Here is a 23,749-nt window from a genome sequence, read left to right as displayed (position 1 = left end):
CGGGTCAATTGCCCATGCACACCATGCTTGCGAGGGTGCATAATATGGCTCATTGAAGCCTCGCAACGCGCAGACCATGCAACTCGACTCCCGTGCCCAAACGCTGCTGAAAGCCCTGGTGGAGCGGTATATCGCCGACGGCCAGCCGGTCGGCTCGCGTGCGCTCTCCAAGATCTCCGGCCTCGACCTGTCGCCGGCGACCATCCGCAACATCATGGCGGATCTGGAAGAGATGGGCTACGTGGCCAGCCCGCATACCTCCGCCGGACGCATCCCGACCCCGCGCGGCTACCGCCTGTTCGTCGACACCCTGCTGACCGTGCAGCACATCGACGAGAATTCGGTGGAGGCGCGCATGCGGCTGCAGCCGCAGCAGCCGCAGCGCGTGATCGCCAACGCGGCGCAGATGCTGTCCTCGCTGTCCCAGTTCGCCGGCGTGGTGATGAGCCCCAAGCGCGAGTCCGCGTTCCAGCAGATCGAATTCCTGCGCCTGTCCGAAAAGCGCATCCTGCTGGTGATCGTGGATCCGCGCGGCGACGTGCAGAACCGCCTGCTGCTCACCGACGTGGACTACACGCCGTCGCAGCTGATCCAGTCGGCCAACTACATCAACCAGAATTTCGCCGGCCTGTCGTTCGACGAAGTGCGCACGCGCCTCGGCCTGGAGCTGCGCCAGCTGCGCGACGACATGGGCCGCCTGATGCAGGCGGCGGTCGAAGCAGGCAGCGAGGCGATGCAGGAACACGCGGACGACATGGTCATCTCCGGCGAGCGCAATCTGCTGTCGGCGCCCGACCTGTCTTCGAACATGGCGTCGCTGCGCCAGATGTTCGACATGTTCGAGCAGAAGACCGGCCTGATGCAGCTGCTGGACGTCTCCAGCAAGGCCTCCGGCGTGCAGATCTTCATTGGCGGCGAATCGCACCTGGTGCCGATGGACGAAATGAGCGTGGTCACCGCCCCGTATGAAATGAACGGCCGCATCGTCGGCACGCTGGGCGTCATCGGCCCGACGCGCATGGCCTACGAGCGCGTCATCCCGATCGTCGACATCACCGCCAAGCTGCTCAGCAACGCCCTCAGCCACGGCTGACCGGGCGCATGCGGAAGGGATGTCCCTGCACGACCCATTCACGTGCACGGATTTGCCGTTGAGGTTTCGTTCAGGTTTCACCGAAGGGATCGTCCGCTTTTACTGCTGACCTGGGCCAGCCGGTACATGGTATTTTTCGTCCATGTACATCACGTCGGGCTGCACATGAAGCTACCTCCCCAGGTTTACCGCCACCTTCAGATTCGCCGCGTCCGGGGAGAACTCGACCGGGACAGTTTTCCGCGGCTGCAGATGTTCCTGCTCGTCGGCCTGACGGGCGGCGCCGGGTTCCTGGCGTCGTACCTGCTGCTGCACGCGGGCCTGGTCCAGATGTGGCTGCGTTACCTTGCCGCGCTGGGCATCGCCTACGTGGTGTTCCTGGGACTGTTGTGGACGTGGCTCCGGACACGGGCCGCGGACTATCTCGATGTCCCGATCGACGTGGTGGCCCATGGCGGTGGCGGCGGCGACGCGCACGCGTGCTACAGCGGGCAGGGCGGGACGTTCGACGGCGGCGGCGCCAGCGGCTCGTATGAGGTGGCGGACGCCAAGGCGTCGTTTATTGCAGGGCAGGGCGCAGGGGCGCCTGAACCCGGCGCTGTCGCGAGCGCCGGCGATGCCGCCCTCGAGGCGGTCACCGAGCCGGAGGCGATACCGTTCGCGGTCATCATCTTCTTTGCAACGCTGCTGTTCTCGTCGCTCTTCATGGTCCATTCGGCGCCGATCCTGTTCGCCGAGCTGGTCGTGGACGGGGTGCTGTCGGCGAGCCTGTATCACAGGCTGCGCGGCCTGCCGCCTTCGCATTGGCTGGAAACGGCGATCGCCCGGACCTGGTGGCCGTTCGTGCTGACGGCGCTGATGCTCGTGGCGGCAGCGCTGTGGATGGAGGGACAGGCGCCCGGCGCACATTCGATTGGCGAGTACCTGCTGCGGGCCAGCCAGGCATCTTGAGGCGGGTAGGGCTTGGTTCGGGCAAGGGCGCCGTCGGCGCCGGTTGGGCTGGCGGAATCGACCATGTGATGGCCGATTCCGCCAAAGGGCAGGTTCCGCCCGCTTAGCCGCGGTGGGGGCAGTTGGTCTTGGTGCAGCTGCCGTAGATGGCCAGGGCGTGCTCGGCGATGCTGAAGCCGCGCTCCTTGGCGATGGCCTGCTGGCGCAATTCGATCTGCTCGTCGTAGAACTCTTCCACACGGCCGCAATCGACGCACACCAGGTGGTCGTGGTGCGAGCCGGCGTTCAGCTCGAAGATCGCCTTGCCGGTTTCGAAGTGGTTGCGGTGCAGCAGGCCCGCCTGCTCGAACTGGGTCAGCACGCGGTACACGGTCGCCAGGCCCACATCCATATTTTCCGACAGCAGGATCTTGTAGACGTCTTCGGCCGTGAGGTGGCGCACCTCGCTGTTCTGGAAGATTTCGAGGATCTTCAGGCGCGGGAGAGTCGCTTTAAGGCCACTCGCCTTGAGGTCTGTTGGGCTGGAGCTCATGTTTTTCTCGCTTTGTTGCATAGTGCATTATCATATAGTGTTTTAAGTCTTTTAGCACTTTGGCTCACTGATTCGAGGTTCAACCTATGCGCGTTCCTGCAGTCGTAACAACCCGTTCCATCTCCCGCGCATCCGCGCTCGCGCTGGCCCTGTTCGTGCTCGCCGGCTGCGCTTCGCAGAAGGGCGTGCTGAAGGACGGCGTAGCCGTGTCGACGCCAGCCCAGTCGCAGGCCGACGCCAATGCTGCCCAGTCGACCGCCACCGCGAACGCCGGCGCCACCACCACGCAGGCTTCGCGCCTGCAGAAATTCATGTGGTTCTTCTCGCCGTACCGTCCGGATATCCAGCAGGGTAACTTCGTCTCGCAGGAGATGCTGGACAAGCTCAAGCCGGGCATGACCCGCGAGCAGGTGCGCTTCGTGCTCGGCACGCCGCTGCTGGCGTCGATCTTCCATGCGGACCGCTGGGACTACCCTTTCCGCCTCCAGCGCGGCAATGGCGAACTTACCACCAGCCGCGTCACCGTCTACTTCAAGAACGATGTCGTCGAACGCTTCGATGGCGGCAACCTGCCGACCGAGCGCGAATACATCGAGCGCATCGCCGGCCCGATCCGCGCGGCCGAGAAGCTTGCGCCGAAAAAGCAGGATCCTTCTTCCGTCAGTGTGCAGGCCCGTCCGGACGGCACCCGGAGCGAGTAATGGCAAAGTTGAACGTCGCCGTCGCCGGCGCCAGCGGCCGCATGGGCCGTATGCTGGTCGAGGCCATCGCGCAGTCAGGTGACCTGGCGCTCTCCGGCGCGCTCGACCGCGCCGGTTCGGCGTCGGTGGGCATGGATGCGGGCGCATTCTCGGGCCAGCTGGCCGGCGTGGCGATCACGGCGGACTTCGACCGCGCTCTGGCGCAGGCTGCCGTGCTGATCGACTTCACTCGGCCGGAAGGCACGCTCGAACACCTGGCGTACTGCGCGGAGCGCGGCATCAAGCTGGTGATCGGCACCACCGGTTTCGACGAGGCCGGCAAGGCGGCGATCCGAGCTGCCGCCGAAAAGACGGCGATCGTGTTCGCGCCGAACATGAGCGTGGGCGTCAACGTCACCCTCAAGCTGCTGGAGATGGCGGCCAGGAGCCTGTCGCAAGGCTACGACATCGAGATCATCGAGGCGCACCACCGCCACAAGGTGGATGCGCCGTCCGGCACCGCGCTGAAGATGGGCGAAGTGATCGCCGATGCGCTTGGGCGCGACCTCAAGGAAGTCGCGGTCTACGGGCGCGAAGGCGTCACCGGCGAGCGCGATCCGTCGACCATCGGCTTTGCCACCATCCGCGGCGGCGACATCGTGGGCGACCACACCGTGCTGTTCGCGGGCACCGGCGAGCGGATCGAGATCAGCCACAAGTCGAGCAGCCGCGTCACCTACGCGCACGGCGCATTGCGCGCGGCGCGCTTCCTGGCCGACAAGGCCACCGGCCTGTACGACATGCAGGACGTGCTGGCCCTGTCCGAATGAGCGCGGCGTCAGCCAGCCAGTTCAGCCTGTCCCAGTACTGGGCGCAGGCCGACGGCATCAGCCACGGCGTCGCCTACGTGCTGCTGGCGATGTCGCTGGTGAGCTGGTTCGTGATCCTGTCCAAGGCGTTCTCGCTGTGGCGCGTGCGCCGCGCGGCGCCTGCGGTGGACGCGTTCTGGGCCTCCCCGAGCACGGACGACGGCATCGCGCTGTTGCGCGCAGCCGACCGCGAGAGAGTGTTCGCGCCGCTGCCGGAACAGGCAGTGCAGTATTCCGGCGCCGGCGCTGCATCGATCGCGGGCGGGATGTCCAGGTCGGAGCAGGTCACGCGCGTGTTGCGCCAGCAGATCACCCGTTCCGTTCATCGCGTCGAAGGCGGCCTGACGCTACTGGCGTCCATCGGCGCGACCGCGCCGTTTGTCGGCCTGCTCGGCACCGTGTGGGGCATCTACCATGCGCTCGGCAATGTGTCGGCGGCGGGCGTGGTCCAGATCGACAAAGTGGCCGGCCCGGTGGGCGAGGCGCTGATCATGACCGGCTTTGGCCTGGCGGTCGCGATCCCGGCGGTGCTTGCTTATAACGCGTTCAACCGCGTGAACCGCATCACCGCGGCGGAACTGGACGGCTTTGCGCACGACCTGCTGGCGCGCTTCGGCAAGTGACCATGTCCTTCGGCGCTTTCAACCCGTCCCGCCAGCACCAGATGATGAGTGACATCAACGTCACCCCGATGGTGGACGTGATGCTGGTGCTGCTGGTGATCTTCATCCTGACCGCGCCGATGTTCACGCACGCGATCAAGCTTGAATTGCCGCGCGAGCAGGCTGCGGCGGCGCATGCGGCGCCCGACACCGTCAGCATTTCGCTCGACGCGGCAGGCAAGATATATTGGAACGACCGGCTGGTGGACGACGCGGCATTCGATGCGATGCTGTCCGCTGCCGCGTTCGACGGCGCGCAACCGGAGATCCAGCTGCGCGCGGACCGCGCCACGCGCTACGAAAGCGTCGCCAAAGTCATGGCGGCCGCGCAGGCGCACGGACTCACCCGGCTCGGCTTCGTGACCGACCCGGCAAAGAAGGAGCAGTAAATGGCACAGGCAGAACTGAATGGCGCAGCGATCGTCGACTGGACCAGCTTCCATGCGGAGAGCCGGCGCGCGTTCGGTTTCCCCGACAGCTACAGCAACACCATGGACGCGTGGGTCGACTGCCTGTCCTACCTGCGCGATGCTGACAGCATGAGCGCGTTCCACCTGGCCGGCGACGAGGTGCTGACCATCGTGGTCAAGGATGCGGCAGCGATGCGCGTGACCGTGCCGGAAATCCTGGAGGAGATGGCGTTCTGCATCGGCGGCATCAACGAACGCTACGAAGACTACGGCGAGCCGCCCGCCCTCAAACTCGCACTCCGCTAAACCAAAAATGGGGACAGACCCCAAAAAACCAAAAAAATGGGGACAGACCCCATTTGGCACTGCGAAATGGGGTCTGTCCCCATTTTTTTTGAGGGTCTGTCCCCGTTTTTTGGGGTTAGCGGATGGCGGACGGGTCGAAGAGAGGGTTCTTGATCAGCCCGAGCAGGTTTCCGAACGGGTCGGCCAGTTCCACCACCCGAATGCCTTCGCCTACGTCCTGGATCGGCTGGTCCAGCGTGGCGCCCAGCGCAACCACACGCGCCACTTCCTTTTCGATGTCGTCCACGCCCCAGTAGGCGATCGATCCCTGCTTGCCGGGCGTCCCGTCCGGGACCAGGCCCAGTTCGAAGCCGCCGACCGAAAAGCCGACATAAAACGGCTGGTCGAAGTAGGGCAGGCGTTCGAACACTTGTGCGTACCAGTCCCTGGCCCTGGCCAGGTCCGCTACCGGGTACACCACCGTCCGTAATCCCTGGATCATCTCTTTCTCCTTGTTGTCGTGTCTGTGGTACTGCTTGGTTTGGCCTGCCAGTATAATGTGTAGTTTACGTCCAACTTCCCCAGCCGCAGACCATGCAAGATAAATATAGCCCAGCCGAAGTCGAACAGAGCGCCCAGGCGCACTGGAAGGCGATCGACGCGTATAAAGCCATCGAAAACGACCCGCGCTTCCCGAAGGGGAAATACTACGCGTGCTCGATGCTGCCTTACCCGTCCGGCAAGCTACACATGGGCCACGTGCGGAACTACACGATCAACGACGTGATGTACCGCTACCTGCGCATGAACGGCTACAACGTGCTGATGCCGATGGGCTGGGACGCGTTCGGCATGCCGGCGGAGAATGCGGCGATGGCCAACAACGTGCCGCCGGCGCAGTGGACCTACTCGAACATCGAGCACATGAAGGAGCAGATGCAGTCGATGGGCCTGGCGATCGACTGGTCGCGCGAGATGACCGCCTGCAAACCCGAGTACTACAAGTGGAACCAGTGGATGTTCCTGAAAATGCTCGAGAAGGGCATCATCTACCAGAAGACCGGCACCGTGAACTGGGACCCGATCGACCAGACCGTGCTCGCCAACGAGCAGGTGGTGGACGGGCGCGGCTGGCGTTCGGGCGCGCTGATCGAAAAGCGCGAGATCCCGATGTACTACGCGCGCATCACCGACTACGCGGAAGAACTGCTGGACTATGTCGAAAACAAGCTCCCGGGCTGGCCCGAGCGCGTGCGCATCATGCAGTCGAACTGGATCGGCAAGTCGACCGGCGTGCGCTTCGCGTTCCCGCACGAGGTGCGCGGCGCGGACGGCGCCCTGATCAACGACGGCAAGCTGTACGTGTTCACCACCCGCGCCGACACCATCATGGGTGTGACCTTCTGCGCGGTCGCGGCCGAACATCCGCTGGCGCTGCACGCCGCGGAAAGCAATCCTGAACTGCAGGCCTTCATCGCCGAGTGCAAGCTGGGCTCCGTGATCGAGGCCGACATGGCGACGATGGAAAAGAAGGGCATGCCGACCGGCCTGTTCGTCACCCATCCGCTCACCGGCGACAAGGTCGAAGTCTGGGTAGGCAACTACGTGCTGATGACCTACGGCGACGGCGCCGTGATGGGCGTGCCCGCGCACGACGAGCGCGATTTCGAATTCGCGAAAAAGTACAAGCTGCCGATCAAGCCGGTGGTGTCCGTGGCCGACCAGGTCTACTCGACCGATGCGTGGCAGGAGTGGTACGGCGACAAGGAGCACGGCATCGTCACCGACTCCGGCAAGTACAACGGCATGAACTACGCGCAGGCCGTGGACGCGATCGCCGCCGACCTGGCTGCAATGGGCCTGGGCGAGAAGAAGACCACCTACCGCCTGCGCGACTGGGGCATTTCGCGCCAGCGCTACTGGGGCACGCCGATCCCGATGATCCACTGCGCCGACTGCGGCACGGTGCCGGTCCCCGAGAAGGACCTGCCGGTCGTGCTGCCCGAGGACTGCGTCCCGGACGGCACCGGCAACCCGCTCAACAAGCACGAGGCCTTCCTCAAGTGCGACTGCCCCAAGTGCGGCAAGCCTGCGCGCCGCGAGACCGACACCATGGACACCTTCGTGGACTCGTGCTGGTACTACATGCGCTATACCTCGCCGGGCTCGAACGAGTCGATGGTCGACGCGCGCAACGACTACTGGATGCCGATGGACCAGTACATCGGCGGCATCGAGCACGCGGTCCTGCACCTGCTGTACGCGCGCTTCTGGACGCGCGTGATGCGCGACCTGGGCCTGGTCAAGTTCTCCGAGCCGTTCACCAACCTGCTCACGCAGGGCATGGTGCTGAACGAGACTTACTTCCGCGAAGACGCGTCCGGCAAGAAGACCTGGTTCAACCCGGCCGACGTGGAACTGACCACGGACGACCGCGGCCGCCCGGTCAGCGCGGTCCTCACCGCCGACGGCCAGCCGGTGCAGCTGGGCGGCACCGAGAAGATGTCCAAGTCGAAGAACAACGGCATCGACCCGCAGGCCCAGATCGGGCAGTACGGCGCCGATACCGCGCGCCTGTTCACCATGTTCGCGGCGCCGCCGGAGCAGACGCTGGAATGGTCCGAGTCGGGCGTGGAAGGCGCGAGCCGCTTCCTGCGCCGCGTGTGGGCGTTCGGCTACGCGCAGCGCGAACGCATCGCCGCCGGCCTTGCCGCGCCGTTGATCGGCGGCGCTGGCGAGGCGCACAAGACCCTGCGCCGCGAAGTGCACAAGATCCTGCAGCAGGCCGACTATGACCTGAAGCGCATCCAGTACAACACCGTGGTTTCGGCGGCGATGAAGATGCTGAACACGCTTGAATCGGCCAAGCTGGATGATTCCCCCCTGTCTTCGGCGGTGATCGCGGAGGGCTACTCGATCTTCCTGCGCGTGCTGTATCCGGTCGCGCCGCACATCACGCATGCGCTGTGGGAGCAGCTGGGCTACGCCGCGGCTTACGGCGACATCCTCGACGCCAAGTGGCCGGAAGTCGACCCGGCAGCGCTGGAACAGGCCGAGATCGAGATGATGATCCAGGTGAACGGCAAGCTGCGCGGCTCCGTCACCGTGCCGAAGGACGCCGACAAGGCGGCCATCGAAGCGGCGGCGCTGGCCAGCGAGGCGGCGCAGAAGTTCGTGGAAGGCACGCCGAAGAAGGTCATCGTCGTGCCGGGCAAACTCGTCAACATCGTCGCGTAAGAGGCGCCATGGCTACTCGTCCACTCGTCCGCATCGCCGGCACCTGCGCGCTGGCGCTGGCACTCGCATCGTGCGGCTTCCAGCTGCGCGGCTCGCAAGGTTCGGCCGAACTGCCGTTCTCCAGCATCTACGTGGGCTTCCCGGAGACCTCTCCGCTGGGCGCTGAGCTCAAGCGCAACCTGCGCGGCGGCAAAGCGGTGGTGGTGGACGAGGCGACGCAGGCCGACGCCGTGCTCGACGTGCTGTCCGAGAGCCGCAACAAGCAGATCCTGTCGCTGAACAGCGCGGGCCGCGTGCGCGAATACCTGCTGCTGTACACGCTGGTATTCCGCGTCCGCGACAACAAGGGCGGCGAGATCATGCCGGCCACCGAGATCACCCTGCGCCGCAATATCAGCTTCAACGAATCCGAGACGCTGGCGAAGGAATCGGAAGAAGCGCTGCTGTACCGCGACATGCAGGGCGACCTGGTGCAGCAGATCCTGCGCCGCCTGGCCGCGATCAAGCGCGCCCCCGTTCCTCTCGCCGTACCGCCCCGCGCCTGACGATGCAGCTTCGCGCCGACGCACTGGACGCGCACCTCGCGCGTTCGCTCGCTCCTCTTTACGTCATCACCAGCGACGAGCACCTGCTGGCGATGGAGGCGGCCGACAAGATCCGCCGCACCGCGCGCGCGCAGGGCTATTCCGAGCGCGACGTGCTCACCGTCGAACGCAGCTTCAAGTGGGGCGAGCTGCTGGCCGCGAACCAGGCGCTCTCCCTGTTCGGCGACAAGAAGCTGATCGAGCTGCGCATCCCGACCGGCAAGCCGGGCAAGGATGGCGGCGCGGCGCTGCAGGCCTACGTCAAGGACCTGTCGCCCGATAACCTGACCATGATCACGCTGCCCAAGCTGGACTGGCAGACCGCCAAGGCGGCCTGGGTCGGCGCGCTGCAGCAGGCCGCGGTGTACATCGAGATCCCGACGATCGAGCGCGCGCAGCTGCCGGGCTGGATTGGCACCCGGCTGGCGGCGCAGCAGCAGAGCGCCGACCGCCAGAGCCTGGACTTCATCGCCGACCGCGTGGAGGGCAACCTGCTGGCGGCGCACCAGGAGATCCAGAAGCTGGCGCTGCTGCACGGGCCGGGCCAGCTGAGCTTCGAGCAGGTGCACGACGCGGTGCTGAACGTGGCGCGCTACGACGTGTTCAAGCTGTCCGAAGCGATGCTGGCGGGCGATCCGGCGCGCCTGGTGCGCATGCTGGAAGGCCTGAAAGGCGAGGGCGAAGCGCTGCCCCTGGTCTTGTGGGCGGTGAGCGAGGAAATCCGCACGCTGCTCAAGCTCAAGGCGGGCATGGCGGCGGGACGTCCGCTCGGCATGCTGCTGAAGGAAGCGCGCATCTGGGGCCCGCGCGAACGCATGATGGAACCGGCGCTGCGGCGCCTGTCGCTGCCGGTGCTGGAGCGCGCGCTGCGCGACGCGGCGCAGGTCGACAAGATGGTCAAGGGCCTGCGCGCGCGCGAGTTCGCCGGCGACGCCTGGGACGCGATGCTGCAGCTTGCCCTCAAAGTCGCCAGCCGCTGAATACCGGTGGTCCCCACGCGGGGATGACGGTGGAAGGGCGAAGATCGCCGCAATACCGGGCAGTTCAGCGCGATACCGCGCAGATCGTTACAATTGAGTCCACAACCATCAAGTACGGCGGATCGCTGCATTTGGCAGCAGATCGCGCCACATCGGAACCACAGCATGGAAATCGCCGCATACATGAGCAAAGTCGGGCAGCAAGCCCGCCGCGCATCGCGCGAGATCGCCCGTTCCGACAGCGCCACCCGCAACCGCGCCCTCGAACTGATCGCCGCCGCCATCGAGCGCGAGGCCGCCGCCCTGCGCAGCGCCAACGCGCAGGATGTGGACGCCGCGCGCGCCGCCGGCCTGGACGCCGCGATGCTCGACCGCCTCGCCCTGTCCGGCGCCGCCATCTCCACGATGGTTGCAGGCCTGCGCCAGGTCGCGCAGCTGCCGGACCCGGTAGGCGAAATCAGCAACCTCAAGGTGCGCCCCAGCGGCATCCAGGTCGGTCAGATGCGCGTGCCGCTCGGCGTGATCGGCATCATCTACGAAGCGCGCCCGAATGTGACGGTGGACGCGGCGGCCCTGTGCCTCAAGAGCGGCAACGCGGCGATCCTGCGCGGCGGTTCGGAAGCGATCCGCAGCAACCGTGCGCTGGCCGCGCTGGTCGCGGAAGGGCTGGCCGGGGCCGGCCTGCCTGCCGACGGCGTGCAGGTGATCGACACCACCGACCGCGCCGCGGTCGGGCTGCTGGCCACCATGCCCGAGTACGTGGACGTGCTGGTGCCGCGCGGCGGCAAGGGCCTGATCGAGCGCCTCGCCGCCGAAGCCACGGTCCCGATGATCAAGCACCTGGACGGCATCTGCCACGTCTTCATCGACGCCGCGGCCGACATGGACAAGGCGCAGGCGATCGCGTTCAACGCCAAGTGCCACCGCTACGGCACCTGCAACACGATGGAAACGCTGCTGGTCGCGCGCGTAATCGCGCCGGCCGTGCTGCCGCGGCTGGCAACGCTGTACGCGCAGCAGCAGGTGGAGCTGCGCGCCGATGAGGAGGCGTACAGCATCCTGCAAGGCTACCCGCAGCTGGCGCGCGCCACCGATGCGGACTGGTCGACCGAGTACCTGGCGCCGGTGCTGGCGGTCAGGGTAGTGGCAGGCATGGACGAGGCCATCGACCATATCAATACCTACTCGTCGCGCCACACCGACGCCATCGTCACCGAAAACTATTCGGACGCGATGCGCTTCCTGCGCGAGGTCGATTCGGCATCCGTGATGGTCAATGCATCGACCCGGTTCGCGGACGGATTCGAATACGGACTGGGCGCGGAGATCGGCATCTCGAACGACAAGCTGCACGCGCGCGGCCCGGTCGGGCTGGAAGGCCTGACGTCGTTGAAGTACGTCGTGCTGGGGCACGGCGAAGTACGCACATAACAACAAACAAGGATCATCAATGCTCTGGATTAAATCGATTCACATCGTCCTCGTCGCCTCCTGGTTCGCCGGCCTGTTCTACCTGCCGCGCATCTTCGTCAACCTGGCGATGGAAACCGAGCCTGCCGCAACCAGCCGCCTGCTGCTGATGGCGCGCAAGCTGTACCGCTTCACGATCATGCTCTCGGTGGTGGCGGTGCTGACCGGCCTGTGGCTGTGGCTGGGCTATGGCTTCAAGGGCGGCTGGATCCACGCCAAGCTCACGCTGGTGATCCTCGTCATCGGCTACCAGCACGCCTGCGGCTCACTGCTGAAAAAGTTCGAGCACGGCAAAAACGTACGCAGCCACAAGTGGTACCGCTGGTTCAATGAAGTGCCGGTGGTGCTGCTGCTGGCGATCACGATCCTGGTCGTGGTCAAGCCATTCTAAGTAACATCAACACAACGGATAAAGGGTTCCCCGAATGACGTCATTTTTCTGCCCATGCCCGCGCGGCATGGAGGCCGCACTGGCCGAAGAGCTGGGCGAAATCGCCCAGCAAAGCCGCACCCTGCGCGTGCACAACCAGGTACCGGGCGGCGTGCACTGCTCCGGCGAGATGCAGGACGCCTGGCGCATCAACCTGCACTCGCGCATCGCCTCGCGCGTGCTGATGCGTATGGCGCAATCGAGCTACGTCAACGAGAACGACATCTACGACCTGGTGCTGGCGCAGCCGTGGGAAGACTGGTTCAGCGTGCACCACACGATCCGCGTCGACATCACCGCGGTCAAATCGCCGCTCAAGAGCCTGGAATTCACCACGCTCAAGATCAAGGACGCCGTCTGCGACCGCTTCCGCGACCAGTTCAACAAGCGCCCGTCGGTCGACACGCGCGAGCCGGACATGCGCATCTTCGGATTCCTCGACCAGCGCAACTTCACCATCTACCTGGACACGTCCGGCGAGGCGCTGTTCAAGCGCGGCTGGCGCGAGGAGACCGGCGACGCGCCCCTGCGCGAGAACCTGGCGGCCGGCCTGCTGCGCGTGGCCGGCTGGAAGCCGGGCGTGCCGCTGTTCGACCCCATGTGCGGCTCGGGCACCATCCTGATCGAAGCGGCGCAGATGGTGCAGGGCATCCCGGCCGGCGCGCGCCGCCGCTTCGCCTTCGAGAAGTTCGCCGGCCATGACGCCAGCGCGTGGACGCAGATGCGCACCGACGTCAAGCCGAATCCGCTCCCGGCCGAACCAACCATCTTCGGCAGCGACATCTCGGGCGACATGGTGGCGATGACGCGCCATAACCTGCGCGCCGCCGGCATCCTGTTCGACGTCCCGCTCAAGCAGATCGAGGCGCAGGAGGTCAAGCCGCCCACCGAACAGCCGGGCATCCTGCTGACCAACCCGCCGTACGGCGAGCGGATCGGCGTGCGCGGCGACTCCACCATCCCGGCAGACGAGATGGCGACCGGCTTCTACGCCGCGCTGTCGAAGACGCTCAAGCAGCGCTTCGCCGGCTGGACCGTGTACCTGTTCACCGCCGACCTGTCGGTGCCCAAGCTGCTGCGCCTGAAGGAGTCGCGCAAGACGCCGTTCTTCAACGGCGCGCTCGAGTGCCGCCTGTTCAGGTTCGACATGGTGGCCGGCTTCAACCGCCGCGAGGAAGCGATGCCGAAGTCTGGCGGGGCGTAAGCCATGTTCCCGCCCCAGCCTCCCAGCCTGCCGCCGGACGAACCGGACACCCAGCCGGTTCCGCCGCCTCCGCCGCATCCGGTGAAGGTGCTCTCGGCAACCGGGCTGGCGGTGGTACTGGCCTGCCTGTCGATGCTGGGGCCGTTCTCGATCGACACCTACCTGCCGGCATTCCCGGACATCCAGGCATCGCTGCGCGCCTCGCCGCTGGAAGTGCAGCAGACGCTGACCGCCTACATGCTGGCGTTTTCGGGCATGGTGCTGTGGCACGGCTCGATCTCGGACGCCTTCGGGCGCCGCAACGTGATATTGATTTCGCTGGTGGTGTTCGCCATCGGCACGCTGGGCTGCGCCTCGGCCTACACCGTCCACTACCTGTGGGTGTTCCGCATCCTGCAGGGCGTGTCCGCCGGCGCCGGCGTGGTGGTGGGGCGCGCGATCATCCGCGACCTGTACCACGGCGCACCGGCGGCCAGGCTGCTGTCGATGGTGACGATGATCTTCTCGATCGCGCCCGCGGTGGCGCCGATCCTGGGCGGCTGGGTGGTCAAGTTCACCAACTGGCGCGTGATCTTCCTGCTGCTGCTGGCCTACACGATCGTCCTGTTCTGGGTGTGCTGGCGCCGCCTGCCCGAGACGCTGCCCCAGGAAAAGCGCCAGCCTTTCAACCCGCGCTTCCTGTGGCACAGCTACAGCACCATCTTCCGCTCGCCGCTATTCCACATGAAGGCCGGGCTGGTGGCCTGCAATTTCGCGGGCCTGTTCGTGTACATCACGGCCGCCCCGGTGATGCTGCCGCAAAGCCTGCACCTGGGGCCCGACCAGTTCGGGTGGCTGTTCATCCCCGCGGTGTCCGGCATCTTCTTCGGGGCGCTGCTGGCCAACCGGCTGGCCGGGCACACGCCGATCCAGACCCAGATCCGGCTGGGCTTCGTGTGCATGCTGTCGGCCGCCGCGGCCAATGTGCTGTTCCATGCCCTGCATGCGCCGGCGCTCCCGTGGACGGTCGCGCCGCTGTTCTTCTACACCTTCGGCATGTCGATCGTCGCCCCCGGCGCCACCCTGCTGGCGCTCGACCTGTTCCCGCACATCCGCGGCACGGTGGCTTCGGCCCAGTCCTCGGCCAGCACGCTGCTGGCGGCGGTGGTGGCCGGGGTGATCGCGCCCGCGCTGTCCCACTCGGTGCTGCTGCTGTCGATCGGCCAGCTGGTGTTCGCGCTGGCCGGAGTCGGCCTCTGGATCGCCTCGCGTCATTACAAGCGCCGTACAGAGCCCGGTTTGCCGGGTTAACGACAGTTGCGTGGCAAACATGAAACGTTTTCTTGAGCACTGTTGTACTAAATCAACTATCGCGTGTATATATGCTAAGATGCATTAGTAAACGCTAAATAAGAGAGGGATTCACCCTTCTGCCCGGCGCATCACACCATATAAAAATACGCACGGCGGCTCATCCCGCTGACGGAAAAAAACCCTCGGACGACGAGTGCTGAGACCATGCATCAATCGGACCACGACATTCGCAATCGATTGCTCATTGCCCGTCTTCCGGCAATGCCGCAGATCCTGATCAAGCTCATCGAGCACTTGCAGGCTGACGACCTCGGCATGCCCGAGCTGGCCGCCCTGATCGCCAAGGATGCGGGCATGACGACCAAGATCCTGTCGGTTGCCAACAGCTCGGCCTACCACCGCGCCAGCCGCAGCCCGGGCCTGGAGCAGGCCCTGGTCGCCCTCGGCACCGACATGATCAAGACGCTGGTGATCAGCGAGTCGGTGTACCAGACGTTCTCGAACTTCCCCCATTCCGGCAGCACCGACCTGCGCGCTTTCTGGAAAAGCTCGCTCACGGCCGCCGTCATCGCGCGCGACATCGCCCGCCGCATCGAATACTCGCATGCCGAGGAAGCCTACCTGGCAGGCCTGATGCACAACGTCGGCCGCCTGGCGCTGCTGGCCACCGCGCCCAAGGAATACGCCTACAACTTCACCGCGCGCGACGACGAGGACCTGTGCGCGGTGGAGCAGCGCACGCTCCAGATCACCCATACCGAAGCCGGCGCCTGGCTGGTCGAACGCTGGAACCTGGACTCCTTCCTGGCCGATTCGCTGCTCTACCACCACGAGGCGAGCAGCCGCCTGGAGTCCGCGCATCCCCTGATCCGCATCGTGCGCGTGGCGCACGTGCTGGCCTGCCACCTGGACGACCAGCAGCAGGTCGCCGAGACGCTGCCGCTGTGCGGCCTGGCCCAGCACGAGGCGCAGGAACTGGCTGCCAACGCCGCGCGCCAGGTCGAGAAGTCGGCCGCCTGCCTGGGCATCGACCTGGAAGGGGCGGACGACATCGTCCAGCCGCAAGCCTACGCGCCGCCGCCGGCCGACCCGGTCCAGCAGCGCCTGTCCGAGGAAGTGCGCAACCTGGTGATGGTGTCGGAAGTCGGCCAGTCGCTCGCGCGCCAGCAGGGCGAGACCGGCCTGATCGAATCGATGACGCGTTCGGCGCGCATCCTGTTCAACTTCGACACCGCCGTGGTCCTGCTCGAAAACCCGACCGGCCAGGCGCTGGTGGGCACGCCGGGCGGCAATGACCAGCAGCGCATCTCCGAATTCTCGATCCCGCTGGCCAAGGGCGGCGTGGTGGCGGAAGCGGCGCTGGAACGGCGCCTGGCCTTCGTCGACCGCAGCACCCCGGGCCTGGGCCTGGCCGAAGAACAGCTGCTGCGCATGCTGGGCAGCGAGACCATGGTCTGCGTGCCGCTGGTGGCCGGCGCGCGCTGCCTTGGCGTGATGCTGGGCGGCGTCGCCGCATGGCAGGTTGGCGCGACCCAGCGCCGCGAGCGCTTCATGCAGGCCTTCGGCGTGCAGGCGGCCAATGCGCTGGAAACCGCGATCTCCGAACGCGGCCACGCGCGCCGCCAGCTGGCCAACGTGGCCGAGGAATACCGCGAGGCGTCGCGCCGCGTGGTGCACGAGGTGAACAACCCGCTCTCGATCATCAAGAACTACCTCAGTGTGCTGGACAACAAGCTGGCGCGCCGCGAACCGGTGGTGGGCGAGATGTCCATCCTGAATGAAGAGATCGACCGCGTGGGCCAGCTGATCAGCGGCCTGGCGGACCTGCAGCCGTCCACCACCGTGCGTCCGACCGACGTGGCCAAGGTGGCCGAGGACGTGCTGCGCCTGTTCTCCGCCACCGACTTCGTGCCGTCCAAGGTCGACGTCGCGCTGGACATGGGCGAGCACCCGTCCGACGTCGAAGGCGATGCCGACATCCTCAAGCAGATCCTCGTGAACCTCGTGAAGAACGCGGTGGAGGCCTTGTGCGACGTGCCGGACGGCGGACGCATCGTGATCGCCAACCGCGGCTACGTGAACCGCGACCGCAAGCTGTACCTTGAACTGGCCGTCACCGACACCGGACCCGGCATGCCGCCGGAAGTGCTGGCGCACCTGTTCTCGCCGGTGCGCTCGTCCAAGCCGGGAGCGCACCACGGCCTCGGCCTGTCGATCGTGCACAGCCTGGTGCGCAAGCTCGGAGGGCTGGTCAGCTGCCGCAGCAGCCGCGCCGGCACCACATTCGAAATCCTGCTGCCGGTGCGCGCCGCCAGCGCGCTCGCGGGTCCACAGCCGCGCGCACTAGATTCTGTTTAAGGCTTTACCATGATCCACGAACCTGGCAAGGCCACCCCTGCGGCAAGCGCAAACAACGTGGCCACGCCCATCGACGGGGAGGCGCTCCCGCGCCTGCTGCTGGTAGACGACGAACCGCGGCTGCTCTCGTCGCTGTACGAACTGCTCAACACCGGCGCCTACCACCTGGTCACCGCCACCACCGGCAACGAGGCGCTGGGCCACCTGTCGCGCGCGCATTTCGACCTGGTGCTGCTGGACCTGCGCCTGCCGGACATGAGCGGGCACGAGATCATGGATTTCATGAACTCCAAGGGCATCGATTCGGACGTGATCGTGATGAGCGGCGATGTCGGGATCGAAGCGGCCATCGGCGCGCTCAAGCGCGGCGCCTACGACTACCTGCGCAAGCCCTACAGCCGCGAAGAACTGAGCAAGACGGTCGGCAACGCGCTCAAGCAGCGCCGCCTGGCCGAGGCCAATGCGCGCATCGCCTCGCAGCTGGAAACGTCCGAGAAGATGTACCGCTACCTGGTCGACTCCTCGCCGGACATCATCTATACGCTCAACCACGAAGGCAAGTTCACCTTCGTGAACGACCGCGCGCACCAGCTGCTCGGCCTGGCCCGCGAAGAGCTGCTCGGCAAGCACTACTCGATCCTCGTGCACGACGAAGACCTGGAGCGTGCGCGCTACGTGTTCAACGAGCGCCGGATGGACGAACGCGCCTCGCGCAATGTCGAATTGCGCCTGAAATGCTTTAACGGCACCGGCGGCGAACGCACCTTCAACAACACGCTGATGACGATCCCGCTGAACTCGATCGGCATGCACGTGCCGCACGGCGAAGTGAAGAAGCACGAGATCTTCGGCACCTACGGCGTGGCGCGCGACATCACCGACCGCAAGCGCGCCGAGGAAGTCATCTCCTACCAGGCCTACCACGACATCCTGACCGACCTGCCGAACCGGATGCTGTTCAAGGACCGCCTCGGCCTGGCCCTGATCCAGGCCAAGCGCAAGATGGCGGAGCTGGCGGTCATGTTCATCGACCTGGACCGCTTCAAGCTGGTCAACGACACGCTCGGCCACGTCAAGGGCGACGACCTGCTCACGCAGGTGTCGGCGCGCCTGAAGGAATGCCTGCGCCGCGGCGATACGCTGGCGCGCCAGGGCGGCGACGAATTCACCATCGTGCTGCCGGAACTGCGCGAACGCGCCGACGCCGGCGCCATCGCGGAGAAATTCCTCGACTGCCTGCAGCGCCCGTTCGACCTGGACGGCCACCAGGTCCACATCTCGGCCTCGATCGGCATTGCGATCTATCCGCACAACGGCGAGACGATCGACGAACTGCTGCGCCACGCCGACATCGCCATGTACCAGGTCAAGGCGCAGGGCAAGAACGGCCATGCGTACTACGACGATTCGATGCAGGACGTGTCGCACCAGAAGATCGCGCTGGAACAGGCGCTGCGCCGCGCGCTGGAGCAGGGCGAGCTGGAGATGTACTACCAGCCGCAGGTGGACGTGGCCACCGGCCGCATCGTATGCGCCGAAGGCCTGATGCGCTGGAACCACCCGACCCGCGGCCTGCTGACCGCCGGCGAGTTCCTGCCGTTCGCGGAAGAGAACGGCCTGATGCTGCCGATCTCCGACTGGATGCTGGGCGCGCTGTGCCGCGACCTGATGGTGTGGAACGCCAACGGCGGCTCCGACGTGCGCCTGTCGCTCAACCTGTCCCCGCAATACCTCGACCGTGGCGATTTCTTCGAGAAGATGCGCGGCGCGCTGCTGCGCTACGGGATCTCGCCGCAACAGATCGAAGTCGAAATCACCGAGAACATCTGCATCCGCAACCCGCAGCACGCGATCGAACAGCTGAACCGCCTCGGCCAGCTGGGCGTCTCGGTGGCCATCGACGATTTCGGCACCGGCTATTCGTCGCTGTCCTACCTGCACCGCTTCCCGGTCAACACGATCAAGATCGACCAGTCGTTCGTGCGCGAGATCCACGACGACAGCAGCCACTACCCGGTCATCCTGGCGATCATCTCGATCGCGCGCGGGCTGGGCCTGAACCTGGTGGCCGAAGGCGTCGAGACCGAGATCCAGTCGCGCTACCTGCAGGCCAACGGCTGCACGACGATGCAGGGCTACTACTACCATCGCCCGATCTCGCTGACCCAGTTCGTCGGCGTCCTGCAAAAGCAGGCCGGACCGGCTGCGCTGGAAGCGCCGGTCGCCATCCAGGCCTAAGGCACGCATCTCCCCATGTCACCGGACACCTCGCCCCCGGACGGCTTCACTGCGGAATACCTGCGGGTGAAGGCGCTCGCCGAGCGCGGAGTGGCCAACGCCCAGCACCGCCTCGGCTTCATGTACGTGAACGGCCAGGGCGTAGCGAAGAACGAGGAACTGGCGCTGCTGTGGTACCGGCGCGCGGCCGCGGCCGGCGTCGAGCAGGCCCAGTACAACCTGGGCGTGATGTACCAGAAGGGCCAGGGCGTCGATTGCGATTTCGCCGAGGCCGCGCACTGGTACCGGGAAGCCGCCGAGCAGGGCTACGCCGCCGCCCAGTACAACCTGGGCTGGATGTACGCCAAGGGCCAGGGCGTGGCGCAGGACCCGCACATGGCCATGCACTGGTTCAGCCGCGCCGCCGAACAGGGCGACCCGGGCGCGCAGAACAACCTCGGCATGATGTACGAGACCGGCAAGGGCGTGCCGCAGGACCTGGACCTGGCGCTGTCGTGGTACCGCCGCGCCGCAGGGCAGGGCTACGCGCGCGCCCAGTACAACCTGGCGCTGCGCTACGACAGCGGGCAGGGCGTGCCGCGCGACCAGGACGAAGCCGTGGCCTGGTTCCACAAGGCCGCCGCACAGGGCTACGCGCCGGCGCAGTTCAGCCTCGGACTCAAATACGACAAGGGACAAGGCGTCGAGCAGGACAGCCGCTCCGCGATCGACTGGTACCGCCGCGCCGCGGAGCAGGGCCACGCCAGCTCGCAGTTCAACCTGGGCCTGATCTACGAGAGCGGCCACGGCACCAATTGCGACGAGCAGGAAGCGCTGCGCTGGTTTGCCAAGGCCGCGGCCCAGGGCCATGCCGGCGCCCAGGACATCATGGGCATGCGCCACGAGCATGGCCAGGGCGTGGCGCAGGACTACGTCCGCGCCGCCGACTGGTACCGCAAGTCGGCGGAGCAGGGCTCGGCCAGCGCGCAATACCACCTGTGCCAGCTGTACGCGGCCGGCCTGGGCGTGCCGCTCGACGCGCAACTGGCGCAGGAATGGTGCGAGAAGGCCGCCAGCCAGGGCCACCTGCGCGCGCAGTTCGACATGGGGCTGCGCTGCGAGCATGGAAACGGCGTCAAGCGCGACCCGCGCGCCGCGCTGGCGTGGTTCCTGCGCGCGGCCGAACAGGACTACGCGCCGGCCCAGTTCATGGCCGCGCGCCTGTTCGACGACCCGGACGTGCAGGTGCCGGACGCCGCGCAGGCGCTGCACTGGTACCGCAAGGCGGCCGAACATGGCCACCCGCAGGCGGAGTTCGCGCTCGGCCTGCGCTTCGACAACGGACACGGCGTGCCGCGCGATTACGAGGCCGCGCACTTCTGGTACCTGCGCGCCGCGCGCCAGGGCCATGCGCGCGCCCAGTTCAACCTGGGGGTCATGCACAGCTGCGGCCACGGCGCCCAGCTCGACCTGATGCAGGCTTGCGGCTGGCTGCTGCAGGCCAGCCAGAACGGCTACGAGGCCGCGCGCGCCCAGTTGCGCCGCCTGCAGGCCCGGCTCAACCCGGCGCAGCTCGACACGCTGCACCGCTTCACCGCCAACGACGCCAGCGGCCAGCACACCGCCATCGCTGCCTGACACGCGTCCGAGGCCCAACCTCCCTGGAAGGAACCCGATGAAACAATCCAAGCTGCTGCTTGCGCTGGCGCTCGGCACGGCGTCCCTGGGCGCGATCGACCTGCCTGCCCACGCGGCGCCGGCCGCCGCCCAGGCTGCGTCCACCTTCGACCGCAAGGCCTATGAAATCCCGTACAAGAAGTTCGTGCTGTCGAACGGCCTGACGCTGATCGTGCACACCGACCACGCAGTGCCGGTGGTGGCGGTGAACATGTGGTACCACGTCGGATCGCGCAACGAGAAGCGCGGCAAGACCGGCTTCGCGCACATGTTCGAGCACTTCTTCTTCAACGGTTCCGAGAACTATCCGTCCGGCTTCCGCGAGGCGATGGACGACCTGGGTGCGAACAACCGCAACGGCACCACCAATTTCGACCGCACCAACTTCTTCGAGGACGTGCCCGTGTCGGCGCTGGAGCGCACCCTGTTCCTCGAATCCGACCGCATGGGCTTCCTGGCCAACTACATCAGCAAGGAGATGCTCGAACGCGAGCGTGGCGTGGTGCAGAACGAAAAGCGCCAGGGCGAGAACCAGCCGTATGGCCGCGTGCGCAACGAGATCAACGCCAAGATGTACCCGTACTCGCACCCGTATTCGTGGTCGCCGATCGGCAGCATGGAAGACCTGAACGCGGCCACCCTGCAGGACGTGCGCGAGTGGTACCGCACCTTCTACGGCCCGAACAACGCGGTGATCTCGCTGGCCGGCGACATCACGCCCGAGCGCGCATATGAGCTGGTCAACAAATACTTCGGCGCCATCCCGCCGGGCCCGCCGCTGCCGCGCACCGAAACCTGGATACCGGTCCTCGACCGCAACATCCGGGACGAGATGGAAGACCACGTTCCGCAGGCGCGCGTGTACCGCAGCTGGCACGTCGCGGCCTGGAAGGACGCCGACTCCGGCCGCCTGTCGCTGCTGGCCGATGCGCTGGCAGGTTCCAAGAGCGCGCGCCTGACCCGCCGCCTGGTGTACGACAAGCCGATGGCCACCGCCGTCGCAGCCTATGTGGGTTCGGGCGAACTGGCAGGCACCTTCAACATCGTCGCCACCGTCAAGCCGGGCCAGGACCCGCGTGAAGTCGAGCGCGAGATCGACGCCGTCATGCGCGAGCTGCTGGACAAGGGCCCGACCGCGGCCGAGATCGCGCGCGCGCGCGCCAGCACGCTGGCCGGCTTCTCGCGCGGCATCGAGCGGCTGGGCGGCATGGGCGGACGCTCCGACGTGCTGGCGCAGGGCCAGACCTACGGCGGTTCTCCGGACGCCTACCTGAACACGCTGCAGGTGATCGGTACCGCCACCCCGGCGGAAGTGAAGGCGGCGGGCGACCGCTGGCTGCGCGCCAACCATTACACGATGACGGTCAAGCCGTTCGCCAAGCTGGCCGCGGCAAAGCAGGACGTGGACCGCAAGGTGCTGCCGGCGCTGGGCGACGCGCCCGAGGTCAAGTTCCCCGAAATGCAGCGCGCCACGCTGTCGAACGGGCTGAAAGTGATCCTGATGGAGCGCCACAGCGCGCCGATCGTCAACATGACGCTCGCGGTCGACGCGGGCGTGGCGGCCGACACCGCAGCCAAGTCCGGCCTGGCCTCGCTGACGCTGGAAATGCTCGACAAGGGGACCCGCAAGCGCAACGCGTTCGAACTGTCGGACGCGCTCGAATCGCTGGGCGCGCAGCTGTCCACCGGCAGCACCGCCGACATGTCGCTGGTGGCCATGGAAACCATGTCCACCAACCTCAGGCCGTCGCTCGACCTGCTGGCCGACGCGGTCCTGAACCCGGCGTTCGCCAACGACCAGTTCACGCTGCAGAAGCAGCGCCGCCTGGCGCAAATCGCGCAGGAGAAGGTCGACCCGAACGCGCTGGTGGGCCGCCTGGTGCCATCGATCCTGTACGGCGACGGCCACGCTTACGGCAAGCCTGTGAGCGGCACCGAAAAGACCATCGACAGCATCACGCGCGAGGACCTGGTCAGGTGGCACGCGGACTGGTTCAAGCCGGGCAGCGCCACGCTGATCGTGGCGGGCGACACCACCATGGACAAGCTCAAGCCGGCGCTGGAATCGGCGTTCGGCGCCTGGAAAGCGGGGGCCGCGCCGGCCAAGCAGGTCGCCACTGTCGCACCGACGCGCGGCAAGCGCATCTTCCTGGTCGATAAGCCGGATGCGCCGCAGTCGGCCATCGTCGCCGCGCACGTGTCGCTGCCGCCGGGCCAGCCGGAAGACCTGGCGTTCGAGCCGGTGATGCAGAACTACGGCGGCATGGCGACTTCGCGCCTGAACCGCAACCTGCGCCTGGAAAAGCACTGGAGCTACGGCACCCGCGGCCAGCTCACCAGCGTGCGCGGCCAGCGCGCGTTCATCACGGTCGCGCCGGTCCAGACCGACAAGACCAGGGAAGCGATGATCGAAGTGGACAAGGAAGTGCGCGGCATCGCCGGCGCGCGTCCGATCGCCGGGCAGGAGTTCAACAACATCATGCGCAACATGACCTCGCGACTGGCCGGCCGCTTCGAGACGCTCGATTCGCTGGAAGCGGCTGCCCGCATGAGCATCAACCTCGGCCTGCCGGACGACTACTGGTCGAAGTACGCGGGCAATATGCGCGCCCTGACCGAACCGCAGCTCGCCAGCGCCGCCGCCCGTTTCATCCATCCGGACGAAGTGGTGTGGATCGTCATCGGCGACCTGCGCCGCATCGAAAAGGGCGTGCGCGACCTGAACTGGGGCGAAGTCACCGTGCTCTCCCCCGACGGCACCGTCGTCCGCTAAGCAAGGAGGGGGACTGTCCCCGAAAGGGGACCGTCCCCGGCTTT

The 23,749-nt window shown here is 66.5% G+C and carries 20 protein-coding genes; 18 read left to right on the top strand and 2 right to left on the bottom strand.

Annotated elements, in window-relative coordinates; genetic code table 11:
* The first annotated feature begins 76 nt into the window (after positions 1-76).
* Positions 77-1,093: a heat-inducible transcriptional repressor HrcA gene (hrcA, locus tag ACFSQR_RS11220; protein WP_377729860.1), complete on the top strand. Its 1,017-nt coding sequence runs from the start codon at positions 77-79 to the stop codon at positions 1,091-1,093.
* A 165-nt stretch (positions 1,094-1,258) separates the two neighbouring features.
* A complete protein-coding gene (locus tag ACFSQR_RS11215) occupies positions 1,259-2,044 on the top strand; it encodes a hypothetical protein (protein ID WP_377729859.1) in 786 nt (261 codons plus the stop codon).
* A 103-nt stretch (positions 2,045-2,147) separates the two neighbouring features.
* Here ACFSQR_RS11215 and fur read toward each other — a convergent pair whose 3' ends face one another.
* Complete coding sequence (gene fur, locus ACFSQR_RS11210) at positions 2,148-2,576, bottom strand: ferric iron uptake transcriptional regulator (RefSeq protein ID WP_377729858.1); 429 nt, start codon at positions 2,574-2,576, stop codon at positions 2,148-2,150.
* Positions 2,577-2,662: 86 nt separating this feature from the next.
* Here fur and ACFSQR_RS11205 point away from each other — a divergent pair, with 86 nt between their 5' ends.
* Genes ACFSQR_RS11205 through ACFSQR_RS11185 form a run of 5 tightly spaced genes read left to right on the top strand, consistent with a single transcriptional unit; the run spans position 2,663 to position 5,503 of the window.
* Positions 2,663-3,277 (top strand): outer membrane protein assembly factor BamE, encoded by a 615-nt coding sequence (locus tag ACFSQR_RS11205; protein ID WP_377729857.1) that lies wholly within the window; start codon positions 2,663-2,665, stop codon positions 3,275-3,277.
* Positions 3,277-4,086 (top strand): 4-hydroxy-tetrahydrodipicolinate reductase, encoded by an 810-nt coding sequence (gene dapB / locus ACFSQR_RS11200; protein WP_377729856.1) that lies wholly within the window; start codon positions 3,277-3,279, stop codon positions 4,084-4,086. Before ACFSQR_RS11205 ends, dapB begins: the two co-directional genes overlap by 1 nt.
* A complete protein-coding gene (locus ACFSQR_RS11195) occupies positions 4,083-4,748 on the top strand; it encodes a MotA/TolQ/ExbB proton channel family protein (RefSeq protein WP_377729855.1) in 666 nt (221 codons plus the stop codon). Before dapB ends, ACFSQR_RS11195 begins: the two co-directional genes overlap by 4 nt.
* A gap of 2 nt (positions 4,749-4,750) precedes the next feature.
* Positions 4,751-5,176: an ExbD/TolR family protein gene (locus tag ACFSQR_RS11190; protein WP_377729854.1), complete on the top strand. Its 426-nt coding sequence runs from the start codon at positions 4,751-4,753 to the stop codon at positions 5,174-5,176.
* A complete protein-coding gene (locus ACFSQR_RS11185) occupies positions 5,177-5,503 on the top strand; it encodes a barstar family protein (protein WP_377729853.1) in 327 nt (108 codons plus the stop codon).
* A gap of 115 nt (positions 5,504-5,618) precedes the next feature.
* Here the strand turns inward: ACFSQR_RS11185 and ACFSQR_RS11180 are convergent, their stop codons facing one another.
* A complete protein-coding gene (locus ACFSQR_RS11180) occupies positions 5,619-5,984 on the bottom strand; it encodes a VOC family protein (RefSeq protein WP_377729852.1) in 366 nt (121 codons plus the stop codon).
* Positions 5,985-6,076: 92 nt separating this feature from the next.
* On the opposite strand from ACFSQR_RS11180, the gene leuS reads away from it, so the two are divergent.
* From leuS to ACFSQR_RS11125, 11 genes are all read left to right on the top strand, one after another.
* Positions 6,077-8,719, top strand: a complete 2,643-nt coding sequence (leuS, locus tag ACFSQR_RS11175) for a leucine--tRNA ligase (RefSeq protein ID WP_377729851.1) — start codon at positions 6,077-6,079, stop codon at positions 8,717-8,719.
* A gap of 8 nt (positions 8,720-8,727) precedes the next feature.
* Entirely contained in the window at positions 8,728-9,264 is a 537-nt protein-coding gene (gene lptE / locus ACFSQR_RS11170) for an LPS assembly lipoprotein LptE (protein WP_377729850.1), read from the top strand.
* 2 nt (positions 9,265-9,266) lie between these two features.
* Positions 9,267-10,283: a DNA polymerase III subunit delta gene (holA, locus tag ACFSQR_RS11165; protein WP_377729849.1), complete on the top strand. Its 1,017-nt coding sequence runs from the start codon at positions 9,267-9,269 to the stop codon at positions 10,281-10,283.
* A 165-nt stretch (positions 10,284-10,448) separates the two neighbouring features.
* The gene (locus tag ACFSQR_RS11160; protein ID WP_377729848.1) at positions 10,449-11,714 is read left to right on the top strand and encodes a glutamate-5-semialdehyde dehydrogenase; all 1,266 of its coding nucleotides are present in this window, start codon (positions 10,449-10,451) and stop codon (positions 11,712-11,714) included.
* Between the two features lie 19 nt (positions 11,715-11,733).
* A complete protein-coding gene (locus ACFSQR_RS11155) occupies positions 11,734-12,144 on the top strand; it encodes a CopD family protein (RefSeq protein ID WP_377729847.1) in 411 nt (136 codons plus the stop codon).
* 34 nt (positions 12,145-12,178) lie between these two features.
* Positions 12,179-13,387 (top strand): class I SAM-dependent RNA methyltransferase, encoded by a 1,209-nt coding sequence (locus ACFSQR_RS11150; RefSeq protein WP_377729846.1) that lies wholly within the window; start codon positions 12,179-12,181, stop codon positions 13,385-13,387.
* Positions 13,388-13,390: 3 nt separating this feature from the next.
* Positions 13,391-14,677, top strand: a complete 1,287-nt coding sequence (locus ACFSQR_RS11145) for a multidrug effflux MFS transporter (protein ID WP_377729845.1) — start codon at positions 13,391-13,393, stop codon at positions 14,675-14,677.
* Between the two features lie 264 nt (positions 14,678-14,941).
* Entirely contained in the window at positions 14,942-17,038 is a 2,097-nt protein-coding gene (locus tag ACFSQR_RS11140; RefSeq protein WP_377729844.1) for an HDOD domain-containing protein, read from the top strand.
* A gap of 9 nt (positions 17,039-17,047) precedes the next feature.
* On the top strand, positions 17,048-19,276 hold the full coding sequence (locus ACFSQR_RS11135; protein WP_377729843.1) for a putative bifunctional diguanylate cyclase/phosphodiesterase: 2,229 nt from the start codon (positions 17,048-17,050) through the stop codon (positions 19,274-19,276).
* Between the two features lie 15 nt (positions 19,277-19,291).
* Positions 19,292-20,893 carry an SEL1-like repeat protein gene (locus ACFSQR_RS11130; protein WP_377729842.1) on the top strand — a complete coding sequence of 534 codons (1,602 nt, stop codon included), beginning with the start codon at positions 19,292-19,294 and terminating at the stop codon, positions 20,891-20,893.
* A gap of 37 nt (positions 20,894-20,930) precedes the next feature.
* Entirely contained in the window at positions 20,931-23,705 is a 2,775-nt protein-coding gene (locus tag ACFSQR_RS11125) for a M16 family metallopeptidase (RefSeq protein ID WP_377729841.1), read from the top strand.
* The last annotated feature ends 44 nt before the right edge of the window (positions 23,706-23,749 follow it).

This window comes from Pseudoduganella sp. GCM10020061 (assembly GCF_042683405.1).
In the GTDB taxonomy this organism is placed as follows: domain Bacteria; phylum Pseudomonadota; class Gammaproteobacteria; order Burkholderiales; family Burkholderiaceae_D; genus Telluria.
This window is presented reverse-complemented; position numbering and strand designations above follow the sequence as displayed.

Bases quoted from the DNA above. Each gene is read 5' to 3' on its own strand.
- hrcA (WP_377729860.1), top strand. From the start codon at position 77: ATGCAACTCGACTCCCGTGCCCAAACGCTGCTGAAAGCCCTGGTGGAG.
- ACFSQR_RS11215 (WP_377729859.1), top strand. From the start codon at position 1,259: ATGAAGCTACCTCCCCAGGTTTACCGCCACCTTCAGATTCGCCGCGTC.
- fur (WP_377729858.1), bottom strand. From the start codon at position 2,576: ATGAGCTCCAGCCCAACAGACCTCAAGGCGAGTGGCCTTAAAGCGACT.
- ACFSQR_RS11205 (WP_377729857.1), top strand. From the start codon at position 2,663: ATGCGCGTTCCTGCAGTCGTAACAACCCGTTCCATCTCCCGCGCATCC.
- dapB (WP_377729856.1), top strand. From the start codon at position 3,277: ATGGCAAAGTTGAACGTCGCCGTCGCCGGCGCCAGCGGCCGCATGGGC.
- ACFSQR_RS11195 (WP_377729855.1), top strand. From the start codon at position 4,083: ATGAGCGCGGCGTCAGCCAGCCAGTTCAGCCTGTCCCAGTACTGGGCG.
- ACFSQR_RS11190 (WP_377729854.1), top strand. From the start codon at position 4,751: ATGTCCTTCGGCGCTTTCAACCCGTCCCGCCAGCACCAGATGATGAGT.
- ACFSQR_RS11185 (WP_377729853.1), top strand. From the start codon at position 5,177: ATGGCACAGGCAGAACTGAATGGCGCAGCGATCGTCGACTGGACCAGC.
- ACFSQR_RS11180 (WP_377729852.1), bottom strand. From the start codon at position 5,984: ATGATCCAGGGATTACGGACGGTGGTGTACCCGGTAGCGGACCTGGCC.
- leuS (WP_377729851.1), top strand. From the start codon at position 6,077: ATGCAAGATAAATATAGCCCAGCCGAAGTCGAACAGAGCGCCCAGGCG.
- lptE (WP_377729850.1), top strand. From the start codon at position 8,728: ATGGCTACTCGTCCACTCGTCCGCATCGCCGGCACCTGCGCGCTGGCG.
- holA (WP_377729849.1), top strand. From the start codon at position 9,267: ATGCAGCTTCGCGCCGACGCACTGGACGCGCACCTCGCGCGTTCGCTC.
- ACFSQR_RS11160 (WP_377729848.1), top strand. From the start codon at position 10,449: ATGGAAATCGCCGCATACATGAGCAAAGTCGGGCAGCAAGCCCGCCGC.
- ACFSQR_RS11155 (WP_377729847.1), top strand. From the start codon at position 11,734: ATGCTCTGGATTAAATCGATTCACATCGTCCTCGTCGCCTCCTGGTTC.
- ACFSQR_RS11150 (WP_377729846.1), top strand. From the start codon at position 12,179: ATGACGTCATTTTTCTGCCCATGCCCGCGCGGCATGGAGGCCGCACTG.
- ACFSQR_RS11145 (WP_377729845.1), top strand. From the start codon at position 13,391: ATGTTCCCGCCCCAGCCTCCCAGCCTGCCGCCGGACGAACCGGACACC.
- ACFSQR_RS11140 (WP_377729844.1), top strand. From the start codon at position 14,942: ATGCCGCAGATCCTGATCAAGCTCATCGAGCACTTGCAGGCTGACGAC.
- ACFSQR_RS11135 (WP_377729843.1), top strand. From the start codon at position 17,048: ATGATCCACGAACCTGGCAAGGCCACCCCTGCGGCAAGCGCAAACAAC.
- ACFSQR_RS11130 (WP_377729842.1), top strand. From the start codon at position 19,292: ATGTCACCGGACACCTCGCCCCCGGACGGCTTCACTGCGGAATACCTG.
- ACFSQR_RS11125 (WP_377729841.1), top strand. From the start codon at position 20,931: ATGAAACAATCCAAGCTGCTGCTTGCGCTGGCGCTCGGCACGGCGTCC.